The following is a 17,332-nucleotide window of genomic DNA, read 5'->3' as shown; positions in this document are numbered from 1 at the left end:
GCAACGGCAACACCCAGGGCGGTACGCAGGGTGGTGGCAACGGCAACACCCAGGGCGGTACGCAGGGTGGTGGCAACGGCAACACCCAGGGCGGTACCCAGGGTGGCGGCAACGGCAACACCCAGGGCGGGACCCAGGGTGGCGGCAACGGCAACACCCAGGGCGGGACCCAGGGTGGCGGCAACGGCAACACCCAGGGCGGTACGCAGGGTGGCGGCAACGGCAACACCCAGGGCGGTACGCAGGGTGGCGGCAACGGCAACACCCAGGGCGGAACCCAGGGCTGATCAGGCCGACCGAAGAAGCGCATCACCTCGCAGAGGCCCCCTCTGCGAGGTGATGCCTATGCCGTCCCCCCTAGCCGTTGCCGCCCCGACCACGCCGGGGCGGCAACGGCACACCGGCTCGCCCCGCCCCCCAGCGCCACCAGACCCCGTGCTCCCAGGCCCACCCCTCGGGGCCGGCACACCAAAGACGAACCGCGCCCCCCAGCCCACCCGCCTTCCGCGCCCACGAGCGCGGAAACCGACGGCTGCAACCGGTCCACCATCCCCACCCGAGCGCGCCGACGGAAGCACTGAACGCCCCCTGCGGGGCCGCGCCGACCCCCCACCAGGCACGACACAACCGCCCACCCGCATGCGAATCTGTCAAGCCCCGAATCTCCGTCGCTTTCTCCCCGCGCCCGGAAACGGCAATCTGGAGACAGATAAACCGCTCGGCCGCAGACGGAACTGAGACACGCAAGTCGAATCCCCGGCTCGCAGAAATTCTCGGAATCCGGGTCGACCCATTTCAAGGAGATTTAAATGTCGAGGAAGAAGCACGTCGCCAACATTGCCGGTCTTTCCTGCGTCACCGCGATACTCGCCGGAACGGCGGGGGTGGCATTCGCCCAGCCTTCCATGGCTTCCGCACTTCCGACCGCAGCCCCTGCGGCGGTGTGCAGCCTGAAGGCCGGAGAGATCCACGGCAACGGCTTCGCCCTCAACCAGACCTACGACGTCAAGCGCAACGGGAAGACCATCGCCCGCGTCGCCGCCGGACCGAAGGGCGACATCCGCGTCGGAATCACCGGCAGCGGCCCGGTCTCCGTAGGCACCGTCCGGTGCGCGCCGACAGCATCCACCGCGGCCTCCACGAAGACCGACGTGGCATCGGCAACGGCACGAGGCGCGGCCGCGGCCCAGCAGGCAGCGCGCGGCGGAGCTTCCAAGACCCAGGCAGCCGCCATCGGCCGGAAGGCGGCCGCATCGGAAGCCAAGCGGCTCGGACTGGCGCCCGCCGTGGTGAACCAGGTGACGAACAACGTGACGAACATCGTCAACAACACGATCATCGGCGGCTCGAACAACACCATCGGCGGCACCCAGGTCGGCAACGGCAACACCCAGGGCGGCACGCAGGGCGCCGGCAACGGCAACACCCAGGGCGGCACGCAGGGCGCCGGCAACGGCAACACCCAGGGCGGGACCCAGGGTGGCGGTACGGGTAACACCCAGGGCGGGACCCAGGGTGGTGGCGCCGGTAACACCCAGGGCGGTACGCAGGGTGGCGGTACGGGTAACACCCAGGGCGGGACCCAGGGTGGTGGCGCCGGTAACACCCAGGGCGGTACGCAGGGTGGCGGTACGGGTAACACCCAGGGCGGGACGCAGGGTGGTGGCGCGGGCAGCACCCAGGGCGGGACCCAGGGCGGTGGCGCGGGCAGCACCCAGGGTGGAACCCAGGGCTGACCAGCGGCCAAGTGACCAGCGGCCAAGTGACCAGCGGCCAAGTGACCAGGGACCAGTGACGAACGGTCGAGTGCAGCACCTCGCAGAGGCAACCTCCGCGAGGTGCTGCCGCATGTCCGCGACCGAACGCCTCCTGACGCTCCATCCGGCGACCGCGGCCGCGGACTTCAGCGTCGTCCACGACCGCTGGCGCAGACTCGCGAGCCGACACCCGCCGGCCCCACCGGGCAGACGAGGCCGCACGCCCCCCAACCCAACCCAACCCAGCCCGCCCCAGCCCGCCCCGCCCCCTCCCGGGCCGGTGGGTGTCGGCCGGGCGGCGCCGGGTAAGCGCCCGGTGCGGGGTGCGGTCCTGGCCATCATGGCTGCGACGGGGACCGCATCCCGCCCGCCCCCCACCCCGCCAGGCCCGGCTGCTCAGCGCAGCGCGGGGACCACCCCACGCGCCTCGTCGACCTCCAGGGCGCGATACCCGGCCGCATCCTGGCCCGGACCGCCCGCCCGTAGGGGCCGCCCGCCCGCGGCGGGGGCCGGCACGGGGGGCCTGCGGGATACTGACGCAATGCAGCACACGCCGCCCGCCGAGCCTGCCGGGGTGTCGGCCGTCGTGCCCGCCGGGCCGGTATCGGCCGACGCGCCGCGCCACCCGGGTGAGGACCGGCCCCTGCTCACACAGTCCTGGCTCGACCTGACCTTCCTGCACTGGCCCGCCGACCCCGCCGACGTCGCCCCGCTGCTGCCGGCCGGCACCACCCCGGACACCCTGGACGGCGTCACCTACGTCGGCCTCGTCGCGTTCCGCGTGCACCGCCTCGGATGGCTCCGCCTCCCCGGCATCCCCTACCTGGGCTCCTTCCCCGAGACCAACGTCCGCCTCTACTCGGTCGACGACCGCGGCCGCCGCGGCGTGGTCTTCCGCTCCCTCGACGCCTCCCGCCTGATCCCGGTCCTCGCCGCCCGGACCGCGTTCCGCCTCCCCTACCAGTGGTCGCGGATGTCCGTACGCCGCGACGGACCCACCCTCACCTACACCAGCAGCCGGCGCTGGCCCGGACCGTGCGGCGCGCACAGCACCATCACCGTACGGACCGGCGCACCGGTGAAGGAGCCGACCGCCCTCGAACACTTCCTGACCGCCCGCTGGGGCCTGCACAGCGACTTCTCCGGCCGGCTGCTGTACCTGCCCAACAGCCACCCGCGCTGGCCGCTGCACCCCGCCGAACTCCTGGACTGCGACGAGGACCTGGTGGCCGCGGCCGGCCTGCCCGCGCCCTCCGGCCCGCCGGCCAGCGTGCTGTACTCCCCGGGAGTCCCGGTACGGTTCACCCGCCCCACCGGCTGACCCGCCCCGGCCGTCCGCCCGTTTGACCAGGCGCGGGGCATTGACAGAGCCTGCGGGCGCGTGCGACAAAGTCCCCACGTCCGAGGCCGCGCGATGTCCGTTTCTCCGCGGCCCGGCGCCGCCGCAGCCGCGAGACGCCGTCCCGGGACGACAGCCCGCGGGGTCCACCCCGCCGCGATCGGTCTCGCGTCGCGTCGGTGCGACCGACCGCGACCGACCGCGACCGCCCCACCTGGAACACGACGATCGGACCCCGACTTGACCCTCATGCCCGGATCACGCGTGCCCGGCCGGACCTGGACGGTCCGGCTCACCGGCCACGCCGATCACAGCGCCTCCGTCACCTGCAGCACCGAAGCCTGCCGCATGCCGCCCCGTTCGAAGGACACCGCGGCCCTGAAGCGGTTCGCCGCCGAGCACGTCAGGGCCCACGCACGGCTGGCCACCCTCCGTCCCGACACCGCGTGCGCCTGCCGGGCCGCGCAGTGCGCGTTCCACGAGACCCGCACCCAGTGCACCGGCTCCACTCTCCTGGTCCTGGTCCACAACCCGGCCGTGGGGCAGGTCTGGACACTCGCCGAGATCTGCCAGTCCTGCGCACCGCTCATCCCGCACACCGCCGTCCTCGGCCGGTCCCAGCCCCAGGCACAGCAGTCCCAGGCTCGCCAGGCGCCGGTCACCGCCGCGATCCCCGCGCCGGCCACCGCGCCGGCGGCGGCTCCGCTGCCCGTCGCCGGCGGGTTCTCCTCACCGCAGGCCGCCCCGGAGGCCCCGGCCGCCCGGCGCCGTCCGCCCCGCACCGCCCGTCCCCGCCGGGCCTCCTGACACCCGCGGAGGGGGAACGGGCCGCGGCCCGCGGCCGGGCCGGGTCTCACACCCAGGTGTAATTGGCGTCGGTGACGGCGTCCAGGGCGGCGTCGGCCGTGACCGCGCGGGGGTCGGGCAGCGCGGCGAGAGCGGCACCGATGGGCGGGAAGACCGGGAGCCCCGCGGTCCGGCGGTAGTCCATCCACTCGATCACGCCGACCTCGTGGCTTCCGTCGGGCTGTTCGTCCCGTTCCTCCACGGCGAGGGTGTCGCGGAGCCCGGGGGTGATGTGCAGGCGGTGGATCAGATGGATCTTGCGCGGCGGCGGGGTGGGGCCGGGGCGGGTGACGCGCTGGTCGATCACCCACAGCAGGTCGCCGCCCTCGGCGAGGTCGATGTCCAGGCCGAGTTCCTCGGCGAGCTCCCGGCGCAGGGCGCAGGTGAGGTCCTCACCGTCCTCCACGTTCCCGCCGGGCGGACTGTAGTGGACGGACCCGGCGCGGTCGCGGCGGATGAGGGCGACCTCGTCGCCGCAGAACACCAGCGCCGCGGTACGGATCTTGATGCGGGAGAACGGGACCGCCTGCGCCGGGGGAGTGGAAGTCATCCCGCCAGTATCACGCCCCGCCCCGGCAGCCCTCCCGTAGAGCGGCGCCAACGGCCCCCGCCCACAGCGATCCCGCGTCCCGCCCGGCCCCGCCGCGCGCCTCGTCCCGCCGGGCCCCGTCCGCCCCACGGCGATCCCGTGCCCCGCCCGGCCCGTCCGGCCCGGCCTGCTCCCCGCCCGCCGCACCCGGATTCCGGGCCCCGTCCGCCCCACGGCGATCCCGTGCCCCGCCCGGCCCGCCCGGCCCGCCCGGCCCGGCCTGCTCCCCGCTCGCCGCACCGGGATTCCGCGCCCGGCCCCGCCCGTCCCGCCTCGCCCCGCGCCCCGTCCCGCGCCCCGCCTCGCCCCGCGCCCCGTCCCGCCTCGCCCCGCGCCCCGTCCCACCCGTCTCGCGTCCCGCGCCCCGTCCCGCGACACCCGCGCCCGCCCGCCCGGCCCCGCCCCGCGCCCCGCCCCGCGACACCCCCGCGCCGCGGGGGTCGGCAGGCTCCGCCGCCCGCCCCGCGGGTGACGGACCGTCAGCGTTGTCGGTGCCCGCCCCCACGTTTGCGCCCATGGGCGATCCATCCAGGCACTCGCCTACGCACGCCCGTCCGCCCTCACCACCGAAGGCGGCAGCGGCCTCCTCGGGCTGGAGACCTCCGGCGGGCCGACCCGGTGGGCCGCGAAGCCCACCCGCAGTTCTTCACCGGGTTCCTGAGCCCGCCTCAGGCCGCCGCCCGGGGCCTGCTCGCCGTCGCGGACGTCGCCGCCACCCGCTACCACCAGCGCACCCTGCGGGCCTCCCTGGACCCGGTCGTCACGGCGGGCGGCGACCGGCTGCGCTTCGAGTCCTCTGGCCGCCGCCCGCAAGGGCACCTCCCAACTGACCACCCGGGCCCGCCGCCTGCCCCCGCCCTGGACACGACCCCGGAAACGGCCGCCCCGGCGGCCGCCGGATGAGCCGAGCCACTCATGGGGACCGCCCGCCACCGCGTCCACCGAGGCCGCCAGGAAGTCCACGGCCCCGGTGAGCGCGGTGTCCACAGACCGGCCGCGACGCCGCACCGGCCGCCTCGCACAGGCCGTACGCGGGAGGCACGACGGGCCCGCCGGGCGTGAAGCGGTGCACCTGCCGGAGGCCGGACCGGAAGCCCCGGCCCGGCCCCGGCCCCGCCCACCCCCGCCCGGGGTGGCCCGGCCCACCCCGGCCCCGGCCCGGCCCGGTTCTCGCCGCTTCGGCGGGGCCGAGAGCGCGGCGGCCTCCTGCGCGCAGCTCGCGTGGCAGCCGGTGAACGAGACCAGGCCGAGCCGGCCGCTCTCGGCGAGCCCGCCCTTGACGGTCCACCGGCCTTCGTCACCTCTGGCGCGCACCGGAGGCGTCGACGAGGGCCCGGCCCGTGGAGCCCGACCACAACACCGTGCCTGCGCCCGGCCTGCGCTCGGCGGCCGGGTCCGGGTCCGTGTCCGGGTCGGGGGAGAGCCCATCGGGCGGGCCCGGGCGGCCGGGGCGTCCCACGCCGCGTCGACCTCGCCCCACTCCCGGCGCAGCACCCCGTCACGGAACCGTTTCCCGTTCCGCCCCCGCCGCCGCTCTGCCCGCCGCACCCCGTCACCGACACACGGCCCGGCGGACGGCGCCTGGAACCTGCTGAAAGGTAGAACCCGCCCATCGTGCCGGGCACCCGGCCACCGGCCCGCGGCCGGCCGGGTGCGATCCTGCACCGGTGCACCCCGACGACGAACACCGGCGGGCCTGGACGCTCAGGTTCCCGGCCCTCCTCGCCGCCGACGCCCCCTACCAGCGGGCCTGGCCGGGCGAGCGCCGCCTGACCGACCAAACCGCCGTCGAGGAGGCCGAGTTCGCCTGCCGCAACGTCGAAGGACCCCCCACATCCGAGGTCTTCGCCCCCGGACACCCGCGCACCCTGCAGGCCACCGGGCCCCGGCCACCGCGTCGGCGAGCTCGACGCCGCCGGTTGACCTTGACCCTGGGGGAGAGGGGAGCGTAGTGGCCATGGAGGAAGAAGCACTGCTCAGCATCGGCGCGTTCGCCCGCCGGGCACGGCTGTCGCACAAGGCCCTGCGGCTGTACGACCGCCACGGCCTGCTGCCGCCCGACCACGTCGATCCCGCCACCGGCTACCGGTACTACCGGCAGGACCGGCTCGCCGCCGCCCGGCTCATCGTGCGGCTGCGCGGGCTGGACATGCCGCTGGCCGACGTCGGGGCGGTCCTGGCCGCCCCGGCGCCGGAGGCGGCCCGGCTGGTGGCCGCGTACTGGGACGGCGTCGAGCGCCGTCACGCGGCCCGGCGCGAGCTGGCGGCGCACCTCCGCATCCACCTGCTCGGAGACGAAGGGATCCTGGACATGTACGAGATTCAGCAGCGCGAGGTGCCCGAGCAGCTGGTCCTCACCGAACAGCGGCACATCACCCCGGAGGAGCTGCCCGACTGGATCCCCGCCGCCCTGGGCCGGCTGGTCCCGGTGGCGCAGGCGCACGGGGGCCTCTTCGGCCACCCGTTCGTCGTCTACCACGGCGATGTCAACGAGGACGGCGACGGCCCCGTGGAGCTCTGCGTCCCGGTGGACCCGGCCCGCGCGGGCCGGCTCCCGGCGGCCTGCCGCACCGAACCGGCCCACACGCAGGCCTACACCCGCCTGACCAAGGCACAGGTGGCCTACCCGCAGATCCTCTCCGCCTACGACGCGGTCCACACCTGGGCGCAGCGCGAGTCCCGTACCCCGGCGGCGGCACCCCGCGAGGTCTACTTCGTGGACTGGTGCGAGATCGGCCCCGCCGACCCGGCCTGCGACATCGCGGTCCCCCTGGCCGACTGACCACCCGGCGCGGGAGCGGGGTACGGCTACGCCGTTGCGGTCCGTCCCCGCTCCCGCGTCCGCCGGCTCCTGCGGGCCGGGCCGGGCAGGGAGCGCCGCCCGGCGGCGGTTCCGCTCGCGCCCCCACGCGCCCGCGCCCCGCCAGGACGCCCCGCCCGGCCCCGTACAGGGGCAGCCACAGGGTCGTCGTCGACGCCAGGCAGCCGGCGACAGCCTTACGGCGCCGGCTCTCCGGCGGTGACGCCGGCGCGCCGGCGTCACCACCGCCGGCCGGTCCGCCACCGCGGCCCTGGCGCGCAGGGCCTCGTACCGGCCGATCCGTCGCAGCCGCTGCGGGTGCCCGGCACTGGGAACGGGGAACAGCCAGTCCCAGCGCCGCAGCACGGGGCCACCGCGATCGCCACGCACAGGCCGACGACCAGCGCGTACGCGACCAGCACCCGCATGTACGCCGACCGGACGCCGGGCCTCCACGCAGGCCGGACCTGGAAGGCGAAGGCCACCGCGAAGAGCGTCACCTGATGGAGGTGGCGAACCACTGCCAGGAGCCCGGTGCGGACGCCGCACGGCGGCCCGGATGGGGCCTGCAAGGGAGCGGAGGGGGGAGGCGCGCGGCCTGTCACGCGCCTGTGACAGTCGGCGGACGGCTTCGTGAAGTCAGGGAGCCAGTCTTTTAACCAGAGAACAAAACGGACATTTCAGTCCAGGTTCTCTGGACCTGATCCTTTCCTCCGCCTCTCCTCTGGAGTCATCCTCATGTTCCGTGCCACCTCCCGGAAGCAGCGTTTCGCCCTGTACGCCGTCTCGGCCGCGATCGTCGGAGGGGGCGTGCTGGTCCCCACCAGCGCTTTTGCCGCCCCGACGGCGACCGCGACGACCTCGGTCGCTGCCCCCGCGAAGAGCGGTCACGAGAAGAAGGACAAGAAGGAGAAGTGGGAGAACAAGAACAAGAAGCACGGCAAGGGCAAGAAGAACGAGAAGCACCACGGCAAGAAGAACAAGGTCCGCGACGTGGAGAACATGCCGGGCTGCAAGTTCTACCAGGGCAAGGTCTACTGCGAGCACAAGACCGACAAGCCCGCCCCGGCGCCCGAGGCCCCCAAGACCGACCCGGTGGTCGTGGACAAGGAGAACCCCGACAAGGTCCAGACCCCCGAGACGAAGCCCGAGTCGAAGCCCGAGTCGAAGCCTGAGTCGAAGCCGGAGACGAAGCCGGAGACGAAGCCCGAGTCGAAGCCCGAGTCGGCCCCGGAGCAGGAGTCCGCTCCCGCCCAGGCGTCCGCCCCCGTGGAGGCAAGCCCCGGCGCTTCCGCCTGAGGCCGCGAACCCGACCGCAGCCGGCCAGCCCCCGCCAGACCCCCTACCCGGGGCCCGGCGGGGGCTGCCGCACGGCTGAAGGACGGAGCCGGCCGGATTCGAACCGGCGTCCTCACGGTTTTGGAGACCGCGCGCGACGACCTCTGCGCTACGACCCCGCCCGCCCGGCATCCTAGATCGTGCCGCCCACCCTGCCCACCCTGGCGGCACACCGGTCACCGCCCCGGCGGGTGCGTGGCCAGCCAGTGCCGGGCGATCTCCTCCCGCGTGGCCACCCACGCCCCGCCCCGCTGCGCGACGTGCCCCAGGAAACCGTCGAGCGCGCGGATGCGCCCCGGCCGCCCGATGATCCGGCAGTGCATGCCGACGCTCATCATCCGCGGCCGGTTCCCGCCCTCGGCGCGGAGCGTCTCGAAGGTGTCGACGAGATAGGTGAGCATGTCGTCCGCAGTCGTGAAGCCGTGGACGATCAGGAACTTGAAGTCGTTCGCGTCCAGGCTGTACGGCACCACCAGGTGCGGGCGCCCGCCCGTCTCCACGTAGAACGGCAGATCGTCCGAATAGTCGTCGCTGTCATAGAGGAAACCGCCCTCCCCGGCCACCAGGCGCCGCGTGTTCGCGCTGGTCCGGCCGGTGTACCAGCCCACCGGCCGGCGCCCCACCAGCCGCGCGATCGTCGCCGCCGTCTGCGCGATGTCGGCCCGCTCGACGTCCTCGGGCACATCCCGGTAGTCGATCCAGCGCCGGCCGTGGCCCGCCACCTCCCAGCCCGCGGCACCCATCGCGCGCGCCGCCTCCGGATTGCGCTCCAGCGCCTGCCCCACCGCGTAGACGGTCAGCGGCGCACCGTGCGCCGCGAGCGTACGGTGGATCCGCCAGAAACCGGCGCGCGCACCGTAGGCGAACATCGACTCCACGTTCAGGTCCCGCCCGCCCGCCACGGGCGGCGCACCGACGATCTCGTGGAGGTACCCCTCCGAGACCGCGTCGCCCTCCAGGACGTTGCGCTCCCCGCCCTCCTCGTAGTTCAGGACGAGGCTGACGGCGACGCGCGCACCGCCGGGCCACGCGGCGTGCGGCGGCTCGGCGCCGTACCCGACGAGGTCGCGCTGCTGCTCGGACACGGCCGCACCCTACCGCCGCCCACCCGCCCCGCCGCGGACACGCGCCCGCACCCCGCCGCGGACACGCGCCCGCACCCCGGCCCGGACACGCGCCCGCACCCCGGCCCGGACACACGCCCGCACCCCGGCCCGGACACCCGCCCGCACCCGGCCTCTCAATACAGCTTGTTCACCGCGGTCCGCAGGGTGTTCTTCCAGGCGGCCACGGGCGGCTCGCCCCAGTAGCTCGACCACAGGACCAGCGTGACGGTGTCCCCGTCACGGCCCACACCCCACAGATAGTTGAAGCAGGGGCGCTCCTGGGCGCCCGCGTCGACGGTGCGCATGCCCCAGAGGGTGGCGCCCTCCTCCACGTCCACCACCCCGTGGTCGTAGCCGGTCGCGGTCACCCCCGGCGGCCGCGGGGCGTCCGCGCAGGCGGCGTAGCCGCGCCGGGTCGTCTCCGCGAACGCGATCGCCTCGGCCTCCGTGGCGAACACCACCACCTTCTGCTGGGCGAACGCGGTCTCCGCGGTGGTGAAGTCCCGGTGCCACACGTTCACCTCCGGCCGCTCCCCGGGCCACGCCGCCAGGCACTCCTGCGCATCACCCCACCCCCGCGCGATCGGTGCGGCCCGCCACGACTCGGTCCTGGGCAGGTCGGAGATGTACAGGCTCCCCGGCCGCGGCCGCCACGGATCGGCGGCGCCCGCGGCCGGACCCGACCCCGCCGCGAGCGCCAGCACCGCCGCCCCCGCCACGACACAGCCCCCTCGCACCCTCGCACCTACTGCCATGGTCCGCTTCCCCCCACACGTCTCGGTCACGTGCCCCCAGCCTGCGGCGCCCCCGCCCCGGCACCTGGACCATCCACCCGCAAACGACCAGAAAAGCCACCCCAGTTGACCGAAAACGGCAAACACCCCCCAAGGGGATCCCCGCCCTCCGGGCAAACCGCCTCGGGCGGGGCATCGGACCTCCACGGACACCCCGCCCCGCGCCCGCGCCCGCGCCCCCGCCCGCTCCCCGGCCAGAGCCCGGAGCCGCCCGTGCTGATGCGGCTGATGCTCTCCGGCGTACCGCCGAGCGCGCCGGGGTGGGCAGCGGCGCGGTGAGCGGTGCGACACTGGCGCCGTGACGGGCACCGACCGGCAGACGGACCGGCGGCTGGAGCGAGCCATCCTCGAACTCCTGGAGCGCCGGGCCCCGACCGCGACGATCTGTCCTTCCGACGCCGCGCGGGCCGTGTACGAAGGGGACGGCGACGGCTGGCGCGCGCTGATGGAACCGGCCCGCCGTGCGGCCCGGCGGCTGGTCGCCGCCGGGAAGGTCGAGATCACCCAGGGCGGCCGCCGTGTCGATCCGGCGAAGGCCCGCGGCCCCGTCCGCATCCGCCGCCTCCGCTGACCCGGCCCCCGCGCCCGGTCCCGGCCCGGGCGCATCCCGGCCCAGCCCTCCTGGACGGCGGCCGGGGAAGACGAGCCCTGACCGGCCCATCTCCTTAGATTCTGGTGCAATTCGGACATCGCGCCCGGATCCTCGAAGGGTACGCGCGGTGACACCGGGTGAGATCCGGGGGCCCTGGAGGTGAGCCGCCCCATAGGACTCACGTCACACACGAACCGGGATAGTAGATCCCAAAGGCCCCCTAAAGGCCCCTCGCCTGCCGCTCCCACCTGCGCGAATCCCGCCTCGCCGGCGGTGGGGCCGCCGGTGGCCGACTGCGAAGCCCCCTAGTAATGGCGGTCGTTGCCAGGGCGGCGGGGCGTCGGTAGAACTGGATGAGTCGCCGGGCGGCACGGGTTCTCACCCGCCGCCGACGAACCCCTCTCCACCGCGTGAGTGGCTCACGCATGCCCAGGCATGCCGCGACCGCCCTTGCCCCCTTCGGAAGGTTCATCCGTGTCCAACGCCGTCATCCGCCGCATCGCCGCTTCCAAGAAGGCCCTCGCGGGTTCCGTCCTCGCCCTGGGCGTCGCCGGTTCCATGCTTGCCGCGGTCCCCGCGCAGGCCGCTCCGATGAGCGCCAAGGCGATCGCGCAGCAGATGATCAAGGACCCGGCGCAGTTCGCGGCCTTCAACAACATCGTTTCCCGCGAGAGCGGCTGGAACCACACCGCCACGAACGCCTCCTCCGGCGCGTACGGCCTGGTCCAGGCCCTGCCGGCCTCGAAGATGGCCTCCGCGGGCGCCGACTGGAAGACCAACCCGGCCACCCAGATCAAGTGGGGCCTGGACTACATGAACGAGCGCTACGGCAGCCCCGTCGGCGCCTGGAACTTCTGGCAGACCCACCACTGGTACTGAGCCGCCGGCGGGCAGCCGACCCACGCGACGAAGACGCCCCGGCCGGGATCTCCCGGCCGGGGCGTCTTGCGGTGTACCCACCGAGCCGCCCGACTCAGCCGGCGGGCGGGCAGAACACCTCCTCCACGAGGCGCTGCGTCGCCTTCCCGAACGCCTCGGCCAGGGACATCGCGGGGTCGTCCACGTAGTTCACCGCGGCGGTCAGGGTCGTGCCGCCGTCGGGCGTGGCGTACATCAGCGCCGCGTGGCCGGCGATGCCGCCGTTGTGGGTGATGACGGTGCCGCCGCGGCCGGTGTCCTGGACCATCACGCCCAGCCCGTAGCCGGCCTTCGCCTCCGGCGTGCACATCTCGGCGAGCAGCCCGGCCGGCAGCAGCCTGCCGCCCACCAGGGCGGAGACGAAGGTGTGCAGGTCCGCGGTGGTGGAGATCATGTCGCCGCCGCTGGAGATCCAGGAGGGGTTCTGGCGGGTGACGTCGACCGTCGTGGTCCGGCCGTCCTCCTCGTAGCGGTAGTAGGCGTGGGCGTGCGGGGCGGGAACCTCCTCCTGCCCGGTTTCCGGCACCAGGGTGTCCGCCAGGTCCAGCGGCTGCAGGATGTGCTCCCGCATCGCCTCGGGCAGCGAGCGGCCGGTGACCTTCTCGATCAGCAGCCTGGCCAGCACGTAGTTGGTGTTGGAGTAGCTCCAGTCCGTCCCCGGCTCGAACCGCGCCGGCTTCGACAGCGCCAGCCGCACCAGGTCCTGCGGCCGGTGGGTCCGAAACCGGCCGTCCACCCACTCCCGGCCCTGCCAGACGATTCCCGGGGCGACCGTCCCGTCCTCGAAGTACTCGCCGGTGAAGTTGAAGATCCCGCTGGTGTGCTGCAGCAGCATCCGGACCGTGATCCGCCGGTCCAGCCCGAACTCGGGCAGGTGGTCGGCCACCGGGTCCTCCAGCCCGAGCCCGCCCCCGGCCACCAGCCGCAGCACCAGGGCCGCGGTGAAGGTCTTGGTGACGCTGCCGATCCGGGTCCGTCCGTCGGCCGGCGGCCTGGCGCTCCCGCCCAGCTCGGCCACCCCGGCGGTGCCGACCCACTCGCCGCGCCCGTCGTTCACGCGCAGCTGTATCCCGGTGAAACCGCAGGCGACGAAGTCCTCGACGGCCTTCTGGAGCTCCGGGCGCTCCTGCCCGGCCCCGGCCGGGGGCTCGGCGGTCTCGCGGGCGCCGTACGTCATGATGCTGCTCCTCGAATCCTCGAAAATGCTGTGGTCAGGGCCGTGGGCCAGGGCGGCGGGTGGGAAGAGGGGGCGGGTCACAGGGTGCGGGCGGTGATGTCGCCGTAGGAGGTGGTCGCACGGATCTCGAGGCGGTCGGCGGCGCCCTCGGTGCTGTGGAGCGCGTTGTGGATCCGGCCGTAGGAGGTACCGGCGTCCAGGCAGGCGCTGACCCCGCGGGCCGCGCCGACCGACACGTCGCCGGCCTCGGTGCGCAGGACGACCGTGCCGCGCACGGCCTCGGCGATGCGCAGGTCGCCCTTCTGGGTGCTGATCTCCGCGGAGCCGCCCAGGCGGCCGACCGAGATGTCGCCGGCGAGGAGGGTGAGGCGGGCGCCCGCGGTCTCGTCGAGCTTGACCGACCCCTGCGCCCCCTCGAAGGTCACCTCCCCGAGCCGTCCGACGCCGCGGAGCTCGGCGCTGGCCGTCTTCGCCTCGACGCGGGAGCCGGCGGGCAGCTGGACGGTCACCTCGACGGAGCCGGAGCTGCCGAGGACCCGGTTCTTCGCCGGTGCGGCCTCGATCCGCAGGACGCCGTCGCCGTACGCGACCGCGGTCTGCTCCGCGGCCTTCACGTCACGGCCCTTGGAGGCGTCCGCGGGGAGGACCTCGACCACGGTGTCGGCGCGGTCGGCGGCGATGAACCGGACGCGTCCCGCGGGGATGTCGAGGACGGCGGCGATCGCGGCGGGGGTGTCGAACTTCTGCATCGTGCTCTCCTTGAGCTCGTTGTTTCTGATGACCTGAACGCTACGTTGCATTCCAAATCTCTTCAACGCCTTCATTGCGTCCGATTCCAATAATCCCAGCTCATAGGCGGGAAATCGTTGCAACCATCCTCCCGCTTAACGCAACGTCAGACACCTGTGCGTTGCAATGGACTGAGGGTGAACGCTAAGCTGGGGCGTACCCCGAAGAGGAACGAAGGAGAACGCGATGCCCGGAGGCAGGCTCACCCAGCCCGAACGCCAGCAGATCGCACTGGGCCTGGCCGACGGCCTCGCCTACGCGGAGATCGCCAGGCGCCTGGACCGCCCCACCTCGACCGTCACGCGCGAGGTGCTGCGCAACGGCGGCCCCGCCGCCTACCGCGCCGACCTGGCCCACCGCGCCACCGAACACCGTGCCCAGCGCCGCAGGCAGCCCGCCCCCCGCGGGCCGGAGGGGTCCCCGCAGCCCCACGGACGCGACGCCGAGGCCGTGCACGCGTACGAGGAGACGTTCACCACCGTCCTGATGGCGTCGGGCATGCCCAAGATGACGGCCCGGGTCATGGCCTGCCTCACCCTCACCGACAGCGGCAGCCTCACCGCGTCCGAACTCGCCCGGCACCTGCAGGTCAGCCCGGCGTCCATCTCCAAGGCGGTCGCCTTCCTCGACAGCCAGGGCCTGGTCCGCCGGGAACGCGACGAACGCCGCCGCGAGCGCTACGTCGTCGACAACGACGTCTGGTACCAGTCGATGATGGCCAGCGCCCGCGCCACCGCCCACCTCGTGGAGATCGCCCGCGAGGGTGTCGGCGTCCTCGGCCCCCGCACCCCGGCCGCCACCCGCCTGGAGAACATCGCCCGCTTCGCCGACTTCGTCTCCGAAAGCATCACCCGCGCCGCGGAACAGGCCCGCGCGATCCTCCACTCCCAACCCGAACCCGAACCCGACCCAGAACCCGGAACCCCTGCGCCGTGAGACCCGCACTCGCGACCGCCGGAGCGCGACCGTGGCCGGCGCACCGCTGCGCGCCACCCGCGCCTCTCCTCCCGGGTTACGGACCACCCCCGCGTTTCCGGAGCACAGGGCTCACGGCGAACCGACCCACCCCGAGACTCCCGCAGCCCCCGGGCGGCCCGCCCGCAGGACCTCCCGCCGGGCCCCGTCACTGACGGGGCACGTCGATGCCGGCCGCGGGCGGGGCCCGGTGGCCGCGCACGGGTCAGCGCGGAGGCGGCGGGTGCGGGCCGGCCGCACGCGAGCCGGTCGGGTCGGGCGGCCCGTCCTCCCGCGGGAAGAGCGGCGCCGCGCCGGTCATCTGCAGCAGGCGCTGGAGCTGGGGAGCCGGATCCGCCAGGTGGATCGCGGTGCCCGCCTCGACCGCTCGGAGCCGCGCGGCGAGGAGCACGTTGAGCCCTGAGGAGTCGCAGAAGGTGACGCGGCTGCAGTCGGTGACGATGCGGTCGGCCTGCGAGGCGTCGACGTGGGCGAGGGCTCGTGCGAGGGCGCGGCTCAGGAGCGGCGCGGTGGCGATGTCGATCTCGCCGGCGGGCCGGACCGCGACCACGCGGCCGACGATCTCGACGACGGGCTCGGCGCCGGTCTCGCGGTCGGGGTGTTCGGCCATGGGATCCCTCCTCGGGTCGCGACCCGCGGGCGAGGGTCGTTCGCGTGGTACGGGGCTCAGGAGCTGCGCTGGTCGTTGCTGTCCTGGCGGAGCTGGTCGGTGTGGCGGGTCATGGCGTCGATGCGGTCGGCGAGTTCCGCGTCGCCGGGCCCCAGATGGGGCCGGGTGCCGGCCAGCAGGGCGACCAGGCGGGCGGCGTCGTCGCCGCCGAGGGCCAGGTTGAGCTCGCCGACGGCGCCCTCGGCGCCCGGGGGGAGCCCGGTGAGCGAGGTGACCTGGCCGGCGAGGCGGCGCAGGTCGGCTGCGTTGTCGCGGGCCCAGGCGGTCACGGTGCGGTCGGCGGCCCGCGCGTCCCGGGTGGCCTGCACGCGCTGTTCACCGGTGCTCCCGGCGGCGCCGGGACGCAGGCGCAGGTAGCGGCGTTCGGCGGCCTGGCGGCTGGCGACCCCCAGGGGCCCGGCGAGGTCGGCCCAGCTGGCACCCCGACCGCGGGCCGTTTCGATCAGGACGCTTTCCCAGCCGGTGAGCCGCTCCCGGACCTCGCGCAGCGTCCGCAGCGCGGCCAGGGCCTGCCCGGGGCCCGAGTCCCGCGCCGTGCTGGCCGCCACCGCGCCGGCGGAGGACCGGTGCGCGTCCTCGACCGCCTGGTGGATGGCCTCCAGCGCCGCGGCGGCGTCCGGGGCGCGGACCGGTGGGACAGGGGGAGAAGTCTCGTTCACGGCGCCTCCGAAGGCTCGTCGTCCGACACGCATCGTCACGCGTCATCCATCAGGTGACATTCTACTTGTCATCGCTTCGATGACATGTTACAACGGGAGCACGTTGAAGCGCATGGGCAGTTCCTGCCTGAACCGACTGGAGGTGTTTCGCGATGCTGATGCGCACCGACCCGTTCCGCGAGATGGACCGGATCTTCCAGCAGCTGTCCGGTACGACCGGGACCTGGTCGAAGCCGTCCGTGATGCCGATGGACGCCTACGGTGACGGCGACGTGTACGTGATCGCGTTCGACCTGCCCGGCGTGAGCACCGAGGCGATCGACATCGATGTGGAGCGGAACATGCTGACCGTGAAGGCCGAGCGCCGGCCCGCGGGCAAGTCCGACGGCGTGCAGATGGAGCTGTCCGAGCGGCCCCTCGGTGTCTTCTCCCGTCAGGTCATGCTGGCCGACACCCTCGACACCGAGCGCATCGAAGCCGATTACGACGCGGGTGTCCTGACCCTGCGGATCCCGATCGCCGAGCGCGCCAAGCCCCGCAAGATCAGCATCGGCGGCGAGTCCGACCGCAAGCAGATCGCCGGCTGAGCAGCCCGCGCCGGCGGCGGAGGACGGGGAAACCGATCCCCCTCCGGCCCCCTCGTCCTCCGCGCCCAGCCCCCCCCCCGCACCTCACCCCAGCCCTGCCCCGGAGGTGATGTGAATGCCGATGCGCCCTGAAGCGTTCCTGGACCACGTCCGCGAACACGGCGAGTACCGGACCCGGGGGGAAGCCGAGCGGGCGGCCCGCGTCGTCCTGGCCCTGCTGGGCGCGCACCTGGTGGGCACCGTGCGGGCCGCGCTGGCCGCCCGCCTGCCCGAGACCTACGCCCTGATCCTGCTGAACCCGCTGCAGGCCGCAGAGCCGCTCTCCCCCGAGCGGTTCGTCCGTGCGACCGCGGCCTGGATCGAGGGCGCCACCGAGAAGACCGCCCTGTGGGATGT

At 74.3% G+C, this 17,332-nt stretch carries 19 protein-coding genes, 1 tRNA gene and 1 pseudogene; 13 read left to right on the top strand and 8 right to left on the bottom strand.

Annotation, left to right across the window (positions count from 1 at the left end; all coding sequences use genetic code 11):
* From ACZ3X1_RS35940 to ACZ3X1_RS35925, 4 genes are all read left to right on the top strand, one after another.
* Nucleotides 1-287: hypothetical protein (locus ACZ3X1_RS35940; protein WP_467283575.1), on the top strand; the 287-nt coding region annotated here is incomplete at its 5' end.
* 522 nt (nt 288-809) lie between these two features.
* Nucleotides 810-1,736 (top strand): hypothetical protein, encoded by a 927-nt coding sequence (locus ACZ3X1_RS35935; RefSeq protein ID WP_467283573.1) that lies wholly within the window; start codon nt 810-812, stop codon nt 1,734-1,736.
* A 562-nt stretch (nt 1,737-2,298) separates the two neighbouring features.
* Nucleotides 2,299-3,078: a YqjF family protein gene (locus tag ACZ3X1_RS35930; RefSeq protein ID WP_467283571.1), complete on the top strand. Its 780-nt coding sequence runs from the start codon at nt 2,299-2,301 to the stop codon at nt 3,076-3,078.
* A 267-nt stretch (nt 3,079-3,345) separates the two neighbouring features.
* Nucleotides 3,346-3,903: a hypothetical protein gene (locus tag ACZ3X1_RS35925; protein WP_356816023.1), complete on the top strand. Its 558-nt coding sequence runs from the start codon at nt 3,346-3,348 to the stop codon at nt 3,901-3,903.
* A 46-nt stretch (nt 3,904-3,949) separates the two neighbouring features.
* On the opposite strand, the gene ACZ3X1_RS35920 is transcribed toward ACZ3X1_RS35925, so the two are convergent.
* Nucleotides 3,950-4,492, bottom strand: a complete 543-nt coding sequence (locus ACZ3X1_RS35920; RefSeq protein WP_356816022.1) for an NUDIX domain-containing protein — start codon at nt 4,490-4,492, stop codon at nt 3,950-3,952.
* Between the two features lie 565 nt (nt 4,493-5,057).
* On the opposite strand from ACZ3X1_RS35920, the pseudogene ACZ3X1_RS35915 reads away from it, so the two are divergent.
* The 4 genes and pseudogenes from ACZ3X1_RS35915 to ACZ3X1_RS35900 form a co-directional block, all read left to right on the top strand.
* Nucleotides 5,058-5,326: pseudogene (locus ACZ3X1_RS35915) on the top strand (SWIM zinc finger family protein); the annotation flags it as partial.
* Between the two features lie 872 nt (nt 5,327-6,198).
* Nucleotides 6,199-6,483 (top strand): hypothetical protein, encoded by a 285-nt coding sequence (locus ACZ3X1_RS35910; protein WP_467283568.1) that lies wholly within the window; start codon nt 6,199-6,201, stop codon nt 6,481-6,483.
* A 5-nt stretch (nt 6,484-6,488) separates the two neighbouring features.
* Nucleotides 6,489-7,313: a MerR family transcriptional regulator gene (locus ACZ3X1_RS35905; RefSeq protein ID WP_467283566.1), complete on the top strand. Its 825-nt coding sequence runs from the start codon at nt 6,489-6,491 to the stop codon at nt 7,311-7,313.
* 756 nt (nt 7,314-8,069) lie between these two features.
* The gene (locus tag ACZ3X1_RS35900) at nt 8,070-8,630 is read left to right on the top strand and encodes a hypothetical protein (RefSeq protein ID WP_467283564.1); all 561 of its coding nucleotides are present in this window, start codon (nt 8,070-8,072) and stop codon (nt 8,628-8,630) included.
* An 83-nt stretch (nt 8,631-8,713) separates the two neighbouring features.
* On the opposite strand, the gene ACZ3X1_RS35895 is transcribed toward ACZ3X1_RS35900, so the two are convergent.
* The 3 genes from ACZ3X1_RS35895 to ACZ3X1_RS35885 form a co-directional block, all read right to left on the bottom strand.
* A tRNA-Trp gene (locus tag ACZ3X1_RS35895) sits at nt 8,714-8,788 on the bottom strand.
* 57 nt (nt 8,789-8,845) lie between these two features.
* A complete protein-coding gene (gene puuE / locus ACZ3X1_RS35890) occupies nt 8,846-9,754 on the bottom strand; it encodes an allantoinase PuuE (protein ID WP_467283562.1) in 909 nt (302 codons plus the stop codon).
* Nucleotides 9,755-9,909: 155 nt separating this feature from the next.
* Entirely contained in the window at nt 9,910-10,530 is a 621-nt protein-coding gene (locus ACZ3X1_RS35885) for a hypothetical protein (protein WP_467283560.1), read from the bottom strand.
* A 337-nt stretch (nt 10,531-10,867) separates the two neighbouring features.
* On the opposite strand from ACZ3X1_RS35885, the gene ACZ3X1_RS35880 reads away from it, so the two are divergent.
* Nucleotides 10,868-11,140: a DUF3253 domain-containing protein gene (locus tag ACZ3X1_RS35880; protein ID WP_467283558.1), complete on the top strand. Its 273-nt coding sequence runs from the start codon at nt 10,868-10,870 to the stop codon at nt 11,138-11,140.
* A gap of 495 nt (nt 11,141-11,635) precedes the next feature.
* A complete protein-coding gene (locus tag ACZ3X1_RS35875) occupies nt 11,636-12,040 on the top strand; it encodes an aggregation-promoting factor C-terminal-like domain-containing protein (RefSeq protein WP_467283556.1) in 405 nt (134 codons plus the stop codon).
* Nucleotides 12,041-12,134: 94 nt separating this feature from the next.
* Here the strand turns inward: ACZ3X1_RS35875 and ACZ3X1_RS35870 are convergent, their stop codons facing one another.
* Both ACZ3X1_RS35870 and ACZ3X1_RS35865 read right to left on the bottom strand, forming a co-directional pair.
* Nucleotides 12,135-13,256, bottom strand: coding sequence for a serine hydrolase domain-containing protein (locus tag ACZ3X1_RS35870; RefSeq protein ID WP_467283554.1), 1,122 nt, complete (start codon nt 13,254-13,256; stop codon nt 12,135-12,137).
* Between the two features lie 77 nt (nt 13,257-13,333).
* On the bottom strand, nt 13,334-14,005 hold the full coding sequence (locus tag ACZ3X1_RS35865) for a DUF4097 family beta strand repeat-containing protein (RefSeq protein ID WP_467283610.1): 672 nt from the start codon (nt 14,003-14,005) through the stop codon (nt 13,334-13,336).
* A 226-nt stretch (nt 14,006-14,231) separates the two neighbouring features.
* On the opposite strand from ACZ3X1_RS35865, the gene ACZ3X1_RS35860 reads away from it, so the two are divergent.
* Complete coding sequence (locus ACZ3X1_RS35860; RefSeq protein ID WP_467283552.1) at nt 14,232-14,981, top strand: helix-turn-helix domain-containing protein; 750 nt, start codon at nt 14,232-14,234, stop codon at nt 14,979-14,981.
* Between the two features lie 244 nt (nt 14,982-15,225).
* On the opposite strand, the gene ACZ3X1_RS35855 is transcribed toward ACZ3X1_RS35860, so the two are convergent.
* Nucleotides 15,226-15,630: an STAS domain-containing protein gene (locus tag ACZ3X1_RS35855; protein ID WP_356816061.1), complete on the bottom strand. Its 405-nt coding sequence runs from the start codon at nt 15,628-15,630 to the stop codon at nt 15,226-15,228.
* A 56-nt stretch (nt 15,631-15,686) separates the two neighbouring features.
* Nucleotides 15,687-16,349 (bottom strand): HSP18 transcriptional regulator, encoded by a 663-nt coding sequence (locus tag ACZ3X1_RS35850; RefSeq protein ID WP_467283550.1) that lies wholly within the window; start codon nt 16,347-16,349, stop codon nt 15,687-15,689.
* A gap of 152 nt (nt 16,350-16,501) precedes the next feature.
* Between ACZ3X1_RS35850 and ACZ3X1_RS35845 the strand changes: the two genes are divergently transcribed.
* Both ACZ3X1_RS35845 and ACZ3X1_RS35840 read left to right on the top strand, forming a co-directional pair.
* Nucleotides 16,502-16,936: an Hsp20/alpha crystallin family protein gene (locus ACZ3X1_RS35845; protein ID WP_467283548.1), complete on the top strand. Its 435-nt coding sequence runs from the start codon at nt 16,502-16,504 to the stop codon at nt 16,934-16,936.
* A 115-nt stretch (nt 16,937-17,051) separates the two neighbouring features.
* Nucleotides 17,052-17,332: DUF2267 domain-containing protein (locus ACZ3X1_RS35840; RefSeq protein ID WP_467283546.1), on the top strand; the 281-nt coding region annotated here is incomplete at its 3' end.

This window comes from Streptomyces sp. NPDC023541 (genome assembly GCF_055559995.1).
Note: the sequence above shows the minus strand (reverse complement) of the source record. Positions and strands in the feature narration are given on the sequence as shown.

What these genes read in the sequence shown, in the direction of transcription:
- ACZ3X1_RS35935 (WP_467283573.1), top strand. Translation starts at nt 810, where the DNA reads ATGTCGAGGAAGAAGCACGTCGCCAACATTGCCGGTCTTTCCTGCGTC.
- ACZ3X1_RS35930 (WP_467283571.1), top strand. Translation starts at nt 2,299, where the DNA reads ATGCAGCACACGCCGCCCGCCGAGCCTGCCGGGGTGTCGGCCGTCGTG.
- ACZ3X1_RS35925 (WP_356816023.1), top strand. Translation starts at nt 3,346, where the DNA reads ATGCCCGGATCACGCGTGCCCGGCCGGACCTGGACGGTCCGGCTCACC.
- ACZ3X1_RS35920 (WP_356816022.1), bottom strand. Translation starts at nt 4,492, where the DNA reads ATGACTTCCACTCCCCCGGCGCAGGCGGTCCCGTTCTCCCGCATCAAG.
- ACZ3X1_RS35905 (WP_467283566.1), top strand. Translation starts at nt 6,489, where the DNA reads ATGGAGGAAGAAGCACTGCTCAGCATCGGCGCGTTCGCCCGCCGGGCA.
- ACZ3X1_RS35900 (WP_467283564.1), top strand. Translation starts at nt 8,070, where the DNA reads ATGTTCCGTGCCACCTCCCGGAAGCAGCGTTTCGCCCTGTACGCCGTC.
- ACZ3X1_RS35885 (WP_467283560.1), bottom strand. Translation starts at nt 10,530, where the DNA reads ATGGCAGTAGGTGCGAGGGTGCGAGGGGGCTGTGTCGTGGCGGGGGCG.
- ACZ3X1_RS35870 (WP_467283554.1), bottom strand. Translation starts at nt 13,256, where the DNA reads ATGACGTACGGCGCCCGCGAGACCGCCGAGCCCCCGGCCGGGGCCGGG.
- ACZ3X1_RS35865 (WP_467283610.1), bottom strand. Translation starts at nt 14,005, where the DNA reads ATGCAGAAGTTCGACACCCCCGCCGCGATCGCCGCCGTCCTCGACATC.
- ACZ3X1_RS35860 (WP_467283552.1), top strand. Translation starts at nt 14,232, where the DNA reads ATGCCCGGAGGCAGGCTCACCCAGCCCGAACGCCAGCAGATCGCACTG.
- ACZ3X1_RS35855 (WP_356816061.1), bottom strand. Translation starts at nt 15,630, where the DNA reads ATGGCCGAACACCCCGACCGCGAGACCGGCGCCGAGCCCGTCGTCGAG.
- ACZ3X1_RS35845 (WP_467283548.1), top strand. Translation starts at nt 16,502, where the DNA reads ATGCTGATGCGCACCGACCCGTTCCGCGAGATGGACCGGATCTTCCAG.